Annotated in this window: 13 protein-coding genes; 10 read left to right on the forward strand and 3 right to left on the reverse strand. The window is 69.1% G+C overall.

Annotated elements, in window-relative coordinates; genetic code table 11:
* The first annotated feature begins 3 nt into the window (after window positions 1-3).
* The 4 genes from mshB (at window position 4) to A5771_RS07255 (ending at window position 4,725) form a co-directional block, all read left to right on the forward strand.
* Window positions 4-945, forward strand: a complete 942-nt coding sequence (gene mshB / locus A5771_RS07240; protein WP_064854536.1) for an N-acetyl-1-D-myo-inositol-2-amino-2-deoxy-alpha-D-glucopyranoside deacetylase — start codon at window positions 4-6, stop codon at window positions 943-945.
* Between the two features lie 139 nt (window positions 946-1,084).
* Window positions 1,085-1,495, forward strand: a complete 411-nt coding sequence (locus A5771_RS07245; RefSeq protein ID WP_064854605.1) for a hypothetical protein — start codon at window positions 1,085-1,087, stop codon at window positions 1,493-1,495.
* Between the two features lie 67 nt (window positions 1,496-1,562).
* Window positions 1,563-4,142 (forward strand): bifunctional FO biosynthesis protein CofGH, encoded by a 2,580-nt coding sequence (locus A5771_RS07250; protein ID WP_207545402.1) that lies wholly within the window; start codon window positions 1,563-1,565, stop codon window positions 4,140-4,142.
* A gap of 49 nt (window positions 4,143-4,191) precedes the next feature.
* Complete coding sequence (locus tag A5771_RS07255; protein ID WP_234782987.1) at window positions 4,192-4,725, forward strand: YbhB/YbcL family Raf kinase inhibitor-like protein; 534 nt, start codon at window positions 4,192-4,194, stop codon at window positions 4,723-4,725.
* Between the two features lie 103 nt (window positions 4,726-4,828).
* Here A5771_RS07255 and A5771_RS07260 read toward each other — a convergent pair whose 3' ends face one another.
* Complete coding sequence (locus tag A5771_RS07260; RefSeq protein WP_064854538.1) at window positions 4,829-6,859, reverse strand: NADPH-dependent 2,4-dienoyl-CoA reductase; 2,031 nt, start codon at window positions 6,857-6,859, stop codon at window positions 4,829-4,831.
* Window positions 6,856-7,401, reverse strand: a complete 546-nt coding sequence (locus A5771_RS07265; RefSeq protein WP_064854607.1) for a PadR family transcriptional regulator — start codon at window positions 7,399-7,401, stop codon at window positions 6,856-6,858. Before A5771_RS07265 ends, A5771_RS07260 begins: the two co-directional genes overlap by 4 nt.
* Window positions 7,402-7,553: 152 nt before the next feature.
* On the opposite strand from A5771_RS07265, the gene dapC reads away from it, so the two are divergent.
* The 4 genes from dapC to A5771_RS07285 all read left to right on the forward strand — a co-directional run bounded on the left by dapC (window position 7,554) and on the right by A5771_RS07285 (window position 11,795).
* Window positions 7,554-8,660 (forward strand): succinyldiaminopimelate transaminase, encoded by a 1,107-nt coding sequence (gene dapC, locus A5771_RS07270; protein WP_064854539.1) that lies wholly within the window; start codon window positions 7,554-7,556, stop codon window positions 8,658-8,660.
* A gap of 232 nt (window positions 8,661-8,892) precedes the next feature.
* On the forward strand, window positions 8,893-10,026 hold the full coding sequence (locus A5771_RS07275; protein WP_064854540.1) for a PPE family protein: 1,134 nt from the start codon (window positions 8,893-8,895) through the stop codon (window positions 10,024-10,026).
* Window positions 10,027-10,301: 275 nt separating this feature from the next.
* Window positions 10,302-10,601 (forward strand): PE family protein, encoded by a 300-nt coding sequence (locus tag A5771_RS07280; protein ID WP_064854541.1) that lies wholly within the window; start codon window positions 10,302-10,304, stop codon window positions 10,599-10,601.
* A gap of 9 nt (window positions 10,602-10,610) precedes the next feature.
* Entirely contained in the window at window positions 10,611-11,795 is a 1,185-nt protein-coding gene (locus tag A5771_RS07285; RefSeq protein WP_064854542.1) for a PPE family protein, read from the forward strand.
* 12 nt (window positions 11,796-11,807) lie between these two features.
* Here the strand turns inward: A5771_RS07285 and A5771_RS07290 are convergent, their stop codons facing one another.
* Window positions 11,808-12,716: a GmrSD restriction endonuclease domain-containing protein gene (locus A5771_RS07290; RefSeq protein WP_082947100.1), complete on the reverse strand. Its 909-nt coding sequence runs from the start codon at window positions 12,714-12,716 to the stop codon at window positions 11,808-11,810.
* Between the two features lie 99 nt (window positions 12,717-12,815).
* On the opposite strand from A5771_RS07290, the gene A5771_RS07295 reads away from it, so the two are divergent.
* Entirely contained in the window at window positions 12,816-13,727 is a 912-nt protein-coding gene (locus A5771_RS07295; protein ID WP_064854543.1) for a pseudouridine-5'-phosphate glycosidase, read from the forward strand.
* Window positions 13,728-13,856: 129 nt separating this feature from the next.
* Window positions 13,857-15,563 (forward strand): aa3-type cytochrome oxidase subunit I, encoded by a 1,707-nt coding sequence (ctaD, locus tag A5771_RS07300; protein ID WP_082947101.1) that lies wholly within the window; start codon window positions 13,857-13,859, stop codon window positions 15,561-15,563.
* The last annotated feature ends 5 nt before the right edge of the window (window positions 15,564-15,568 follow it).

Consider the following 15,568-nt stretch of genomic DNA (forward strand, 5'->3'; position numbering starts at 1 on the left):
CCGATGTCAGATCGGACCCCACGACTGTTGTTCGTGCACGCCCATCCCGACGACGAGACGCTGACCACCGGGGCAACGATCGCTCACTACGCCGCCCGCGGCGCCGACGTGCACGTCGTGACCTGCACGCTCGGCGAAGAGGGCGAGGTCATCGGGGACCGCTGGGCGCAGCTGGCGGTCGATCACGCCGATCAGCTCGGCGGCTATCGGATCGGCGAGCTCGCCGCCGCGCTGCAGGCACTGGGTGTCGGTCCGCCGCAGTTTCTCGGCGGCGCCGGCCGGTGGCGCGATTCCGGAATGGAGGGCACGCCCGCCCGGCGACAGCAGCGGTTCACCGACGCCGATGCCGCCGAGACCGTCGCGGCGCTGACGGCAGTCATCCGGCGGCTGCGTCCGCACGTGGTGGTGAGCTATGACCCGCACGGCGGCTACGGCCATCCCGACCATGTGCACACCCACCGCGTCACCACCGCAGCGGTGGCGGCCGCGGCAGACGACGCAGCCGGCCAGGGCTGGACCACCCCGAAGTTCTACTGGACGGTGACCGCCGCCAGTGCATCGCGGGCCGCCCGGCGGGCGCTGCAGGACGCCGACCGGTTGCCGCACTGGACGCTGCCGGGAGAGGGCGATGCGGTGGGTGAGTTTCCCGACGAACGGATCGACGCGGTCATCGAGGCCGCCGAGTGCCGCGCGGCCAAGGTGGCGGCCATGGCGGCGCATGCCACCCAGGTCGTCGTGGGTCCCACCGGCCGGGCGTTTGCGTTGTCCAACAACGTGGCTCAGCCCATTCTGGACAGCGAGTACTACGTGCTGGCCGCCGGCAACGCCGGTCCGCGTGACGCACGGGGGTGGGAAACCGATCTGCTGGCCGGACTTGAGCCCGGCGCCGCCGGGCAGGGGGTAAGCTCTGCTGATCAAGTCCCTGACGTAGAGCTGAAGGCGTAGGCATGGATCCCGATCTGGACCCGAACTTGGAGCACTGGCAGTGGTGGCTGGACAGCTTCCAGTGGATGGTCGGTTCGATGGTCAGCCAGCTGGACAGCATCCCCACTTGAGCCCGGTCGCGCCGCTCACCGAGCCCGCGATGAATACCGCTACGCCGGGGCGGGCAGTCGACTACCCGGTACTGACCCTGCTGGCCGTCGACGGCGTGCTCTGCGCCGTGGCCAGCGCTCTGTTGCTGCCCGCGCACATCGGCGCCGTCCCATTTCCGCTCAGCGCCGTGGTCGGCGGCCTGGTCAATGCCGGTTTGGTGTGGCTGGCTCTGCGCTGCACGTCCTCGCTGCGGTTGGCCGCGCTGCCGCTGTGGGCCTGGCTGGTGGCGATCGCGGTGATGACATTCGGCGGCCCGGGCGACGACCTGATCTTCGCCGACCGCGGCGTGATGGCATACGGCGTGTTGCTGATGATCGTGCTGGGCAGCGCACCGCCCGGGTGGCTGCTATGGCGGCGCCGCCAGGCGCAGTCGCCCGCTCGGCCGGCGGGCGAGCCCTGAGGGACGGGCGGGCGCGACCTGCGCCCGTCGGGCCGGCCGGCGCGGCGGCTACTGTGACGCGTATGGCATGCGCGAGATTCCGGATGCGGGTGGAACGCGGATGACGAACCCGTCGGCGCTGCGGCGTGTCCTGCGGCGGGCCCGCGACGGCGTACTTCTCAATGTCGAGGAGACCGCCATCGCGATGAGTGCGCGCGGTTCCGACCTGGCCGACCTGTGTGCGAGCGCGGCCCGGGTACGCGACGCCGGTCTGGTGTCCGGCGGCCGGCGCGGGCCGGGCGGTCGGCTGCCGGTCAGTTATTCGCGCAAGGTGTTCATCCCCGTCACGCACCTGTGTCGGGACACCTGCCATTACTGCACGTTTGTGACCGTGCCCGGGGTGCTGCGAGCCCAAGGCAAGCAGATGTACCTGGGGCCCGACGAGATCCTCGAGATCGCTCGCCGCGGCGCCGAATTGGGGTGCAAGGAGGCACTGTTCACCCTGGGCGACCGGCCCGAGGAGCGCTGGCCCGAAGCGCGCCAATGGCTCGACGAGCGGGGCTACGACAGCACGCTGGCCTATGTGCGGGCGATGGCGATCCGGGTGCTGGAGGAGACCGGTCTGCTGCCGCACCTGAACCCCGGGGTGATGAGCTGGTCGGAGATGTCGCGGCTCAAGCCGGTGGCGCCGTCGATGGGCATGATGCTGGAGACCAGCTCGAGGCGGCTGTTCGAGACCAAGGGGCTGGCGCATTACGGCAGCCCGGACAAGGACCCGGCGGTGCGGCTGCGCACGCTGACCGACGCGGGCCGACTCTCGATCCCGTTCACCACCGGCCTGCTGGTCGGCATCGGCGAGACACTGGCCGAACGTGCCGACACCCTGCACGCGATCCGCAAGGTGCACAAGGAATTCGGGCACATCCAGGAAGTGATCGTGCAGAACTTCCGCGCCAAGGAGCACACCGCGATGGCGTCGACGCCCGACGCGGGCTTCGACGATTTCCTGGCCACGGTGGCCGCGACCCGGCTGGTGCTGGGCCCCAAGATGCGGGTGCAGGCGCCGCCCAACCTGGTCTCGGCCGACGAGTGTCTGGCGCTGATCGGCGCCGGCGTCGACGACTGGGGCGGGGTGTCGCCGCTGACCCCGGATCACGTGAACCCGGAGCGGCCCTGGCCGGCGCTGGACGAGTTGGCCGCGGTCACCGAGCGGGCCGGTTACGACCTGGTGCAGCGGCTGACCGCCCAACCCGATTACGTGCAGGCCGGTGCGGCGTGGATCGACCCGCGGGTGCGCCCGCATGTCGCCGCGCTGGCCGACCCGGCCACCGGATGGGCGCGCGAGGTCAACCCGGTCGGGATCGCGTGGCAAGAGCCCGACGACGTGCAGTCCGCCGGCCGGATAGACCTGCACACCGCGATCGATGTCGACGGGCGGGCCACCGAGACCCGCAGTGATCTCGGTAGTGCCTTCGGGGATTGGGAGTCGATTCGCGAACAGATTCACGAACTGGCCGCCCGCGCGCCCGAACGCGTCGACACCGACGTGCTGGCCGCGCTGCGCTCAGCCGAGCGTGACCCGGCCGGCTGCAGCGATGCCGAGTATCTGGCCCTGGCCACTGCGGACGGCCCGGCGCTGGACGCGGTTGCCGCGCTGGCGGATTCGCTGCGGCGCGAGGCCGTCGGCGACGACGTGACCTATGTGGTCAACCGCAACATCAACTTCACCAATGTCTGTTACGTCGGCTGCCGGTTCTGCGCGTTCGCCCAACGCAAAGGCGATGCCGACGCGTTTTCGCTGTCCAACGCAGAGGTCGGCGAACGCGCCTACGAGGCGCATCTGGCCGGCGCCACCGAGGTCTGCATGCAGGGCGGGATCGACCCGGAGCTGCCGGTCACCGGTTATGCCGATCTGGTGCGGGCGGTCAAGGAGCGGGTGCCGTCGATGCACGTGCACGCCTTCTCTCCGATGGAGATCACCAACGGAGTGTCCAAGAGCGGCTTGAGCATTCGCGAGTGGCTGATCAGCCTGCGCGAAGCGGGGCTCGGCAGCATCCCGGGCACCGCCGCGGAGATCCTCGATGACGAGATCCGCTGGGTGCTGACCAAGGGCAAGCTGCCGACCTCGACGTGGGTCGAGGTGGTCACCACCGCGCACGAGGTCGGACTGCGGTCCAGCTCGACGATGATGTACGGCCACATTGATTCCCCGCGGCACTGGATCGGACACTTCCGGGTGCTGCGCGACATCCAGGACCGCACCGGCGGTTTCACCGAGTTCGTGCCGCTGCCGTTCGTGCACCAGAGTTCGCCGCTGTATCTGGCCGGCGGAGCGCGCCCGGGCCCCAGCCACCGCGACAATCGCGCGGTGCACGCGCTGGCGCGCATCATGCTGCACGGCCGGATCCCCAATATCCAGACCAGCTGGGTCAAGCTGGGCGTGGAGCGCACCCAGGTGATGCTGCGCGGCGGGGCCAACGATCTGGGCGGCACCTTGATGGAGGAGACCATCTCCCGGATGGCCGGCTCCGAACACGGGTCGGCCAAGACCATCGCCGAGCTGGTCGGGATCGCCGAGGGCATCGACCGCCCGGCCCGCCAGCGCACCACCGACTACGCGCCCATTCCGGCGCGAGAGTGCGCGTCCCCGGTCGACACACCGGGCTGACAGCCGGGATCGACGCACGCTCGCCATGCCGAACAGACTCGCAGCGAAATTGGCGCCGGCCCTCCTGGCGGCGATTTTCGGCTTGATCGGGTGCGGCGGTGCAAAGGTCGAGTCGGGGGATAACCGCGCTGCCGCCGGCTTCGCCGTGACCAGCCCGGCGTTCACTGACAATGCCGAAGTCCCCGCCGAATTCTCCTGCCACGGCCGCAACGTGCCCCCGCCGCTGCGTTGGCAGCACGTGCCGCCGGGCGCCGATTCGCTGGCGGTGGTGGTCGATGACCCGGACGCGCCGGCGGGGCTCTATGTGCATTGGGTGGTGACCGGCATACCGCCGACCACCACGGAGATCGTCGACGGCGTATTGCCCGGCGGCGCGGTGGTCAGCCTGAATTCCGACCGCAAGGCGGAGTATCTCGGTCCGTGCCCACCCGCGGGCACCGGGGTGCACCACTACCGCTTCCAGGTGTATGCGCTGCGCGAGGCGGCGGGGTTGACGCCGACGACACCGGTGCCGGAGTCGACCGCGACCATTGCGGACGTGACGATGGCGGTCGCCCGCACGGTGGGCCTTTTCGGCCGATGACTTCCCCTGCGAGCTGGGGCATCTCCCGCTTGCGAGCGTGCGTAGTTCCGGGAATCTGCTCGGCGTGTCGGCCGGGGACACGCACACTCGCGCAAGTACGGCGCTACAGGCGGGCGGCCAGTTCGGTGCCCTGCTTGATCGCGCGCTTGGCGTCCAGCTCCGTCGCCAGCGCCGCCCCGCCGATCACGTGCGGGCGCAGCCCGCGTTCGCGCAGCCCGTCCTCCAGATCGCGCACCGGTTCCTGGCCGGCGCAGACCACCACGTTGTCCACCGCCAGCAGCTGCGGGTGTGACTTGTTCGGCCCGTAGCTGATGTGCAGCCCGTCATCGTCGATCCGCTCGTAGTTCACCCCGGAGAGCTGTTGGACGCCTTTGGCTTTCAGCGACGCCCGGTGCACCCAGCCACTGGTCTTGCCCAGCTTGCGGCCTTGGGTTCCCGCGGTGCGGGCCAACAGGTACACCTGCCGAGCCGGCGGCAACGGGTCCGGGGCCACCAGCGCTCCCCGGGCATCCCACGGGTCGGCGGCACCCCACTCGGCCTTCCACTCTTTGAGGTTCAGCGTCGGGGAGGACTCCGGGTTCTCCACCACCAGGAATTCGCTGACATCGAAGCCGATCCCGCCGGCGCCGACCACCGCCACCGAAGCGCCCACCGGGCGGCCGGTGATCGCTTCGGCGTAGGACAGCACCATCGGATGCTCGATGCCGGGGATCTGCGGGATCCGGGGCCGCACTCCGGTAGCCAGGATCACCTCGTCGAAGCCGGTCAATTCGTCGACATGTGCCCGGCGGCCCAACCGCACCGTCACCGCGTACTTGTCCAGCATCGCGGTGTAGTAGCGAATGGTCCCGGCGAATTCCTCTTTGCCGGGAATCCGCTTGGCGAGGTCGAATTGGCCCCCGATGAACTCGTTCGCCTCGAACAGCGTCACCTGATGGCCCCGTTCGGCGGCGCTCACCGCCGCCGACAGCCCGGCCGGCCCGGCGCCCACCACCGCGATGCGCCGACGACGCCGCGTCGGGCTGAGCACCAGCGTCGTCTCGTGGCCGGCCCGGGGATTGACCAGACACGAGACCTTCTTGTGCACAAAGGCATGGTCCAAACAGGCCTGGTTGCAGGCGATGCAGGTGTTGATCTCGTCGGCCCGGCCGGCGGCGGCCTTGCGCACCCAGTCCGGATCGGCCAGCATCGGGCGGGCCATCGAGATCAGCTGCACCGACGTCTCGGCGAGGATCTGCTCGCCCGCCTGCGGCATGTTGATCCGGTTGGATGCCACCACCGGGATGCTGACGTGCTCGGCGACCGCGTGGGAGACGTCGACGAATGCGCTGTTGGGCACCGACGTCACGATGGTCGGCACCCGGGCCTCGTGCCAGCCGAAGCCGGAGTTGATCAGGGTGGCGCCGGCCTCCTCGACCTCGGTCGCCAGCGCGAGGACTTCGTCCCAGCTCTGGCCCTCTTCCACGTAGTCGGCCATCGACATCCGGTAACAGATGATGAAATCCGGTCCCACCGCCGCACGGGTGCGGGCCACGATCTGCACCGGGAATCTGCGCCGGTTGGCCGCGGTGCCGCCGTAGCGGTCGGTGCGCTTGTTGGTGCGCGGCGCCAGGAACTGGTTCAGCAGATAGCCTTCGCTGCCCATGATCTCGACACCGTCGTAGCCGGCCTCGCGGGCCAGTTCGGCCGCCCGGACGAAGTCGGCGATGGTCGATTCGACCCCCCGCGAGGAGAGCGCGCGTGGCCGGAACGGGTTGATCGGGGCCTTGATCGCCGACGCGCTGACCGAAAACGGGTGGTAGGCATAGCGTCCCGCGTGCAGGACTTGAAGCAGGATCTTGCCGCCCGCCTCGTGCACCGCTTCGGTGACGCGGCGGTGGCGGCGGGCGTCGGCCGGGGTGGTCATCGCCGAGGCGAACGGCAGCAGCCACCCCGTCCGGTTCGGCGCGTATCCGCCGGTGATGATCAGCCCCACGCCGCCGCGGGCCCGCTCGGCGAAGTACGCGGCCAGTTTGCCGATGTCGGAGGAGCGGTCCTCCAGGCCGGTGTGCATCGAACCCATCACCACCCGGTTGGCCAGGGTGGTGAACCCCAAATCCAAGGGGGACAACAGGATCGGGTACGGAGCTGTCACAGTGCCGCCCTAACCTCGTCGAGCCAGTCGATGGCGCTTTCCTCGGCCCGAATCCCGCCGCGCAGCACCAGGTACTGATGCAGCGCTGCTCCGGTCAGCGCGCCCGGGTCCGGGAATTGGCGTTTCTCCAACTCCCGGTACAGGTCCAGTCGCTCGGCGCGTTCGACGCGCAGTGTGGCGGCCTGGGCGGCTACCGCCGCGGCGTCGCCGTAACAGGCGGCTCGCACCTTCACGGCGAGGTCGCGCAGCGGCGCGTCGACCACCGCATTCCGGCGACCGGCCAGCGGTGCGGCGATCCAGCGGGCCAACTCGGCCCGGCCCGCGTCGGCGACCGTGTAGACCTTCTTGTCCGGACGGCCGCGCTGGCTCACCTCGGTGGCGAGCACCCAGCCGTCGGCTTCCATGGTGCGCAAGGTGCGGTAGATCTGCTGGTGGGTGGCGCTCCAGAAGTACCCGATCGAGCGGTCGAACCGGTTGGCGAGCTCATAACCGGAGCCGGCCTGCTCGCGCAGCGACACCAGGATCGCGTGGGGAAGAGCCACGAGCGTGAGCATAGGCACGCCGGGCGTGCCTATGCAACTAGTTGCACTGCAACTGTGCACATAGCAAGCGGGAGGTGCCGGTCACCGTGGCCACGCGGTTAATATCAGGAACCGATGAACCCGCCGTGTTTGGCCGCAGCCCCGTGAGCCCCGTGCCCGGCGGCAGGTCAGCCGCGCTGCCGACGTTCCCGTGGGACACATTGGCCGAGGTGACGGCGCTGGCCAAGGCCCATCCCGACGGCATCGTCGACCTGTCGGTGGGCACCCCGGTCGATCCCGTCGCTCCGGTCATCCGCGACGCGCTCGCGGCGGCTTCTTCGGCGCCGGGATATCCGACCACCGCCGGCACGCCGCGGCTGCGGACCTCGGCGGTCTCAGCACTTGAGCGCCGCTACGGGATCACCGGTCTCGCGGAGTCGGCGGTGCTGCCGGTCATCGGCACCAAAGAGCTCATCGCCTGGTTGCCGACCCTGCTGGGCCTGGGCGGTGACGACGTGGTGGTCGTCCCCGAATTGGCCTACCCGACCTACGAGGTGGGAGCCCGGCTGGCCGGGGCGCCGTGGGTGCGCAGTGACGCGCCGGACCGCCTCGACAAAGCGTCCCCGGCCCTGGTGTATCTGAATTCACCCAGCAACCCCACCGGGGCCATCCTGGCCGCCGAGGAACTGCGCGCCCTGGTCGGCTGGGCCCGCGAGAACCGGGTGCTGCTGGTCTCCGACGAGTGCTATCTGGGGCTCGGCTGGGACGCCGACCCGCTGTCGGTGCTGCACCCGCAGGTGTGCGACGGCGACCACCGCGGCCTGCTGGCCGTGCACTCGCTGTCGAAGACCTCCTCGCTGGCCGGTTACCGGGCCGGCTTCGTCGCCGGCGACGCCGCCGTGGTGGCCGAACTGCTCGCGGTGCGCAAGCACGCCGGGATGATGGTGCCGACCCCGGTGCAGGCGGCGATGGTCGCCGCCCTCGACGATGACGCGCACGAACGCGAGCAGCGCGACCGCTACGCGCGCCGTCGCGCGATGCTGCTGCCGGCGATGCGCGCGGCCGGATTCACCGTCGACCTGTCGCAGGGCGGGTTGTATTTGTGGGCTACTCGCGGCGAGGCGTGCCGGCGCACCGTCGGGTGGTTGGCCGAACGCGGCATCCTGGTGGCGCCGGGGGAGTTCTACGGGCCGGCCGGCGCCGAGCACGTCCGAGTGGCGCTGACCGCCACCGACGAACGGATCGCCGCGGCGGCAGCCCGGCTGGGATCGGACCGCTAGGTCTTTTCCGCGCACCCGCGAATTTATCGGCCGCGAGATTCTATCTGCGCACTGCGACTGGAAAGGGCTGTGCTGCCACGTCGTTTCCAGTCGAAGCTGTCCGTGTTCGGTGCGACCCATACCTCTGCCGCCTGCGGGAATACGGACCCGCCGTAATAGCCTCACCGAAACCGATGATCCCAGGTGGCGACGCGGGTTCGGTGTCCAGCGACGAGGTGAGGAGTTTGTGGTGATGGACTTCGGAGCGTTGCCGCCTGAGATCAATTCGGCACGGATGTATTGCGGCGCCGGGTCGGCACCGTTGGTAGGTGCCGCATCAGCTTGGGGCGCCCTTGCCGAGGAACTGCATTCGGCAGCGGAGCTCTACCAGTCGCTGGTCTCCCAGATCGTCGACGCCTCCTGGCGGGGGCCCTCGGCGATAGCGATGCTCACCGCGGTCGGGCCCTACGTGGCCTGGATGAGTGCGACCGCCACCCAGGCTGAACAAGCGTCTGGGTATGCCCGTTCGGTCGTCGCGGCCTATGAAATCGCCTATACGGCAACGGTTCCCCCGGGACAGGTCGCAGCCAACCGCAGCCTGCTGAGCCTTCTGGTCGCCACGAATCTGCTCGGGCAGAACAGCTCGGCGATCGCGGCCACCGAGGCGCAGTACGCCGAGATGTGGGCGCAGGACGCCGCCGTGATGTATGGCTACGCAGGAGCGTCCCGGGTCGCCTCGATGGTGACACCATTCGAAACACCACCGCAGACCACCGTTGCGGGCGGGCAAGAACGCCAACAGGAAGCGCTCGCACAAGCCGTCGGTTCCGCTGCCCAGCACCGGGCCACGACAGATCTGGTCAGCGCGATCCGCGAAGTGTTGGAGAAACTTTCCTCGTCGCCGTCGCAACCATCGACATGGGACGAGCTCAAGGCGAATCTGCCGCAGATCCTGAAGAGCTTCACCAGCAGCGAACAGGTGGTTCAGCGGCTCGCCTCCACGCCGACCAACATCCTCAATATCATGAAAGGGCTTGTGCCGCCGGCGCCGGCCGCAGCGCCGCCCGTTGCTCCGCCGATCGCCCCGGCGCTTCCCGCGGCAGCCGGTGCACGATGGTCGGCCGGGGCGCCCTCGGCCGGGTTCGGCCGAGCCGGAACCATCGGCAAGTTATCGGTGCCTCCCAGCTGGGCCGGCGCCGCGCCGCCGACTAGTCCAGAGGCATTGGCGCCGCACGCTGTTCCTGCGTCCGGCTCCGTCGAGAACCAGCCCAAGGGCCTGCTGCGGGGGATGCCGATGAGCGCCGGCGCGCCCCGGCGCAGCGAGGGCTATGTCAACCGATACGGCTTCCGCTACAACGTGCTAACGCACCACCCGGCCGGCGGCTAGTCGGCCGCGCGTGCCCGGCTGCGCCCAAAGGTATTACCCGCGTTGGGATTATTTCTCTGACCGGCTAGTCGCACGGTACAAATTCCGGCACCCCATGCGATGTGTTTGCAGTGATCAGGATGGTTTCGTGAACGTTCGTTGAACGGGGTGTGGCGCACGGGCGGGGTCTCACGTCGGCAGAGTCGGCCGGCGACACCAGCTCCGGATCCAAATAGTCTGCCAAGTAGCCAGGCGCCCGAACTGCGGTGGCGCGGAAAACGATTAGGAGTGAGCAGATGTCGTTCGTCAACACCCAACCGGAAGCATTGGCGGCTGCCGCCAGCGGCTTGCAGGGTATCGGCGCGGTAGTGGCCGCGCAGAACGCAGCCGCCGCAGGCCCGACCACTGTCTTGCCGCCGGCGGCCGCTGACGAGGTATCGGCTTTGACCGCAGCGTTGTTCGCCGCGCATGCACACGCCTACCAAGAGGTCAGCGCACAGGCCGCGGCGATCCACGAGGCGTTCGTCCGGACCCTGGCCAGCAGTTCTGAGTCGTACGCGGTGACCGAAGCGGTCAACGCTGCGGTGGCGAGTTAGTCCGCAGCAATGGATTTCGGGTCATTGCCTCCGGAGGTCAACTCCGCCCGCATGTATGCCGGCGCCGGCTCCTCACCGTTGGTGGCCGCCGCGTCGGTGTGGAGCAGGCTGGCCGCCGAGCTGAACTCGGCTGCCGCCGGCTATGAGGCCATCGTCACCAGTCTGACGGGGCAGGACTGGCTGGGGCCGGCGTCGGCGTCGATGGCGCACGCGGTTGCGCCCTACCTGGACTGGATGAACGCGACCGCTGCGCGAGCCGAGCAGGCCGCGGCCCGGGCGCGGCAGGCCGCTACCGCCTACGAGACCGCGCTGGCCTCCACGGTGCACCCGGCTGCTGTCGATGCCAATCGCAACCAGTTGTCTGCCCTGGTCTCGACGAACGTGCTGGGGCAGAACACCCCGGCGATCGCGATGACCGAGGCGGATTACGGCGAGATGTGGGCGCGCGACACCGCCGCCATGTACGGGTATGCGGGAGAGTCGGCGTCGGCGTCGCAGGTGGCACCGTTCCACACACCGGATCCGACCACCACGAACGACTCGCAGAACGCGCAGCTGGTCTCCGCGCTCCAGTCCGCGCTGGCGAGCCTGGCCTCACCTGCCTCGTCGGCGGCCGGGGCGGCGGACTCGTCGACGTCGCCGCTGGACAGCATGCTGGGCGATCTCTACACGATGGTGGGTCTGAAATACACACCTGGAAGTCCGGTAGCCAATTTGCTGGCCCCGTGGACGTCCTATATCGCTCCGACGCAGAGCAGCATCGCGATCGCGCACTTCTCTACCGGTGCGGTCAACAGCGCGGTCTCCCTGTCGAAGGCGCTGGCGCCGGCTACCGCCGCGGCGAAGGCGGCCGGTGACGGTGCCAAGGCAGCCGCCGGGGCGCTACCGGCGGCGCTGCCGGCGGCCGGACTGGGCGCCCAACTCGGCGGCGCAGCCCCGGTGGCCGCAGGGCTGGGCACTGCCGCGGCGGCCGGGCGCTTGTCGGTACCGGCTAGCTGGACGGCCGGCCCCGCAGCGGCGTCGGTCGCGCCGATACCGGTCAGCACCGTCTCGGCCATCAGCCCCGATGTGGAAGGTTCCGGCAATCTGATGGGTGGGATGCCGTTGGCCGGTGCCGGCCTCGGCGCCAGGGGATCCGGACCCAGGTACGGCTTTCAGCACAAGGTGATGGCACGCCCGTTCTCCGCCGGCTGACGGTCGCGGGGTCTATTCGCAGGCGATGCCGTCGCCGTCGCCGTCCAACCCGGAGCGGTAGCCGGGTTGCCCGGCCAGGATCGGGGCGGCGCCGGCGGCCCGGGCAGCAGCGCAGTTCGGGAAGAACGCGGGCGCCCCGTCAACCGGACCGGCGAACGGCACCGGTTCGGTCTGGGTCTGCTCGGCCGGGGGTGTGGCTTCAGGTGTCTGTTCCGGGGGCGGCGGCTGGTCCGGAGCACCGTATACCGCGCTCAGAATCCGCGCGATCGCATCGTGCTCGGCCTGGGTGACCCACAGCCCGTAGACGGCCTTCACCTCGACGATCCGCGAGACGTAGGTATAGCGGTAGGACTTGTTGGGCGGCAACCACGTTGCCGCATCGCCGTCGCCCTTTTGTTCGTTGATCGGCCCGCTGGTGGCCTGCAGGTTCAGCGGATCATTGGCGAAGTTGCGCCGGGTGGTCTCATCCCACTGCTGAGCGCCCTTCTGCCAGGCATCCGACAACGCCACCACATGGTCGATCTGCACCGCCCGGGAGGTTCCCCGGCCGCGCTGGAAGGCGATCGCGGTGCCGGTGTACGGATCGTTCAGGACCCCCGATGCCACCACGCAATCGTTGCTGCCGGGCTTGATCTCGATGTCGACCAGATCACGGCGCAGGATGTCGTTGCGAGTGTCGCAACCGTTGTGGCCTTCGGGCACCGTCACGTCGTCGCTCCAGGCCTGCCCGAACAGTGCGCGCTCGTAGCCGGTCTTGGGTGCGCGGCCCTTGATCGGCAGCGTGTCGAGCTTGGCCAGTACGGGAGATGCGTCGCCGCCGACCGCAACCGGGTCGGCGGCCGGGGGAGCGGCCGGCGCGAGGAGCGACAAGGCCACCGCGACCGCGGCGTAGCCCCGCCATCTGCGTCCCTGCTCGGCCACGGCACCTTCCCCTCTCGCTGCGCTGGCGCGGACGGTATCAGCATGGTCCGACGCGATCGGCGGGTGCGACGTGTTCGCCGGGCGCAATAGGCTGGACCGGTGCGTGTCCATCCCGAAGTCGCCGATGCGCTGGCCGCCGGTCGGGCCGTGGTGGCGCTGGAAAGCACGATCATCACCCATGGGCTGCCGCGCCCGGAGAACCTGCGCATCGCCCGCGAGATCGAGAACGCGGTGCGCTCGGCCGGAGCCGTGCCGGCCACCATCGCGATCATCGGGGGCCAGCCGCACGTCGGTCTCGACGACGGCGCGCTGCACCATCTGGCCACTGCGGGCACGGCGGTCAAGGTCAGCGTCCGCGACATCGCGGTGCTGTGCGCCACCGGCGGAGACGGCGCGACGACGGTCGCCGCGACCGCGCACCTGGCGGCCTCGGCGGGCATCCCGGTGTTCGCCACCGGCGGGCTGGGCGGTGTGCACCGCGGCGCACGCGAAAGCTGGGACGAGTCCGCGGATCTGACGACGCTGTCGCGCACCCCGGTGCTGGTGGTGTGTTCGGGCGTCAAGTCGATCCTGGACATCGGTGCGACGCTCGAGCGGTTGGAAACGCTCGGGGTCGGGGTCATCGGTTATCGCACCGACCGGTTCCCCGCGTTCTATTTGGCCGAATCCGGTCACCCGGTGGACTGGCGCGTCGACACGCCGAAACAGGTCGCCGCGGTGCTGCGGGCACGTGCCCGGCTGGGCACCGACGGCTACGGGCTGGTGCTGGCGAACCCGATCGCCCCCGAGGCCGAACTCGATCGGGCACTGCATGATCGGGTGCTCGCCGACGGATTGGCCGCCGCCGATGCGGCGGGGGTGCGCGGCAAGGACGTCACGCCGTTTCTGCTCGCTTATTTTCACCGCGGCACCCGGGGCGCCTCGGTCGCGGCCAATGTCGCACTGGTGCTGGCCAATGCGCGGCTGGCCGCCGAGATCGCCGTCGCCTCTGCGGGGCGGGCGATCGCCTGACCGGCGCACCGATTTCACGTAGCATGGACCGTTATAAACCGCTTGTCTGGCCGGCACGCTTGCTGCCGACGGGGCTAGGACTTCGGCGGGAGGCGGGCCGATGGCTGACGTGGCGAACCGGGGCGTCGCGTGAGCGTGGGGAGCGTTCCGAGCAGGACGCCGTCACCGGCGCGCCCGTTCCCGCCCCGCAGCGGCCCGCGCGGGGCCTTGGTCTACCGGGTCATCACCACCACCGACCACAAGCTGATCGGCATCTTGTACATGGTGACCACGTTCAGCTTCTTTTTGACCGCTGGCCTGATGGCGTTGCTGATGCGCACCGAGCTGGCTGCGCCGGGACTGCAGTTTCTGTCCAACGAGCAGTACAACCAGTTGTTCACCATGCACGGCACCATCATGTTGCTGCTCTACGCGACGCCGATCGTCTTCGGTTTCGCCAATCTGGTGCTGCCGTTGCATATCGGCGCCCCGGACGTGGCGTTCCCGCGGCTCAACGCCTTGGCTTATTGGCTGTTCCTGTTCGGTGGGTTGATCGTTCTCGCCGGGTTCCTGACGCCGGGCGGCGCGGCTGATTTCGGCTGGACCGCCTACACCCCGCTGAGCGGGTTGACGCATGCCCCCGGCGCCGGAGCCGACCTGTGGATCATGGGCCTGGCGGTCTCCGGGCTGGGCACCATTCTGGGCGGGGTGAACATGATCACCACCGTGGTCTGCATGCGCGCCCCGGGGATGACGATGTTCCGGATGCCGATCTTCACCTGGAATGTCCTGATCACCTCGATCATGGTGCTGATCGTTTTCCCGCTGCTGACCGCGGCGCTGCTGGGTTTGGCGGTCGACCGGCACCTGGGCGGGCACCTTTTTGACGCGGCCAACGGCGGAGCGCTGCTGTGGCAGCACCTGTTCTGGTACTTCGGGCACCCCGAGGTGTACATCGTCGCGCTGCCGTTCTTCGGCATTGTCACCGAGATCTTCCCGGTGTTCTCCCGCAAGCCGATGTTCGGTTACACCCAGATGGTGTACGCGACGATGAGCATCGCGGGCCTGTCCACGGCGGTCTGGGCGCATCACATGTTCGCCACCGGCGCGGTGCTGCTGCCGTTCTTCGCAGCCATGAGCTTCATGATCGCAGTGCCGACCGGTATCAAGTTCTTCAACTGGATCGGCACGATGTGGAAGGGCCAGTTGACTTTTGAGACGCCGATGCTGTTCTCGCTCGGCTTCGCGGTGACGTTTTTGGCCGGCGGGCTGACCGGGGTGATGCTGGCCAGCCCGCCGCTGGACTTCCACGTCCACGACAGCTATTTCGTGGTGGCGCATTTCCACTACGTGCTGTTCGGCACCATCGTGTTCTCGACGTTCGCCGGCATCTATTTCTGGTTCCCGAAGATGATCGGCCGGCTGCTCGACGAGCGGCTGGGCAAGCTGCACTTCTGGCTGACGTTCATCGGGTTCCACACCACATTTCTGGTGCAGCACTGGCTGGGCAACATGGGTATGCCGCGCCGTTACGCCGACTACCTGCCCACCGACGATTTCCAGCCGTTCAACATCGTCTCCACCCTCGGGGCGTTCATCCTCGCCGTTTCGGTACTGCCGTTCCTGTGGAACGTATTTCGCAGTTGGCGCTTCGGCGAAGTCGTCACGGTGGATGATCCGTGGGGCTACGGCAACTCGCTGGAGTGGGCGACCAGCTGTCCGCCGCCGCGGCACAACTTCACCGAGCTGCCCAGGATCCGATCGGAGCGCCCGGCTTTCGAAATGCACTACCCGCACATGGTGCCTCGGCTCCGCGACGAGCTGCACATCCGGCATAAGGAGGACGTCACCGGCTGAGGTCG

Source organism: Mycolicibacter sinensis, from assembly GCF_001667375.1.
Taxonomy (GTDB): Bacteria; Actinomycetota; Actinomycetes; order Mycobacteriales; family Mycobacteriaceae; genus Mycobacterium; species Mycobacterium sinense_A.

What these genes read in the sequence shown, in the direction of transcription:
- A5771_RS07245 (WP_064854605.1), top strand. Translation starts at nt 1,085, where the DNA reads ATGAATACCGCTACGCCGGGGCGGGCAGTCGACTACCCGGTACTGACC.
- mshB (WP_064854536.1), top strand. Translation starts at nt 4, where the DNA reads ATGTCAGATCGGACCCCACGACTGTTGTTCGTGCACGCCCATCCCGAC.
- A5771_RS07280 (WP_064854541.1), top strand. Translation starts at nt 10,302, where the DNA reads ATGTCGTTCGTCAACACCCAACCGGAAGCATTGGCGGCTGCCGCCAGC.
- A5771_RS07285 (WP_064854542.1), top strand. Translation starts at nt 10,611, where the DNA reads ATGGATTTCGGGTCATTGCCTCCGGAGGTCAACTCCGCCCGCATGTAT.
- A5771_RS07250 (WP_207545402.1), top strand. Translation starts at nt 1,563, where the DNA reads ATGCGCGAGATTCCGGATGCGGGTGGAACGCGGATGACGAACCCGTCG.
- A5771_RS07275 (WP_064854540.1), top strand. Translation starts at nt 8,893, where the DNA reads ATGGACTTCGGAGCGTTGCCGCCTGAGATCAATTCGGCACGGATGTAT.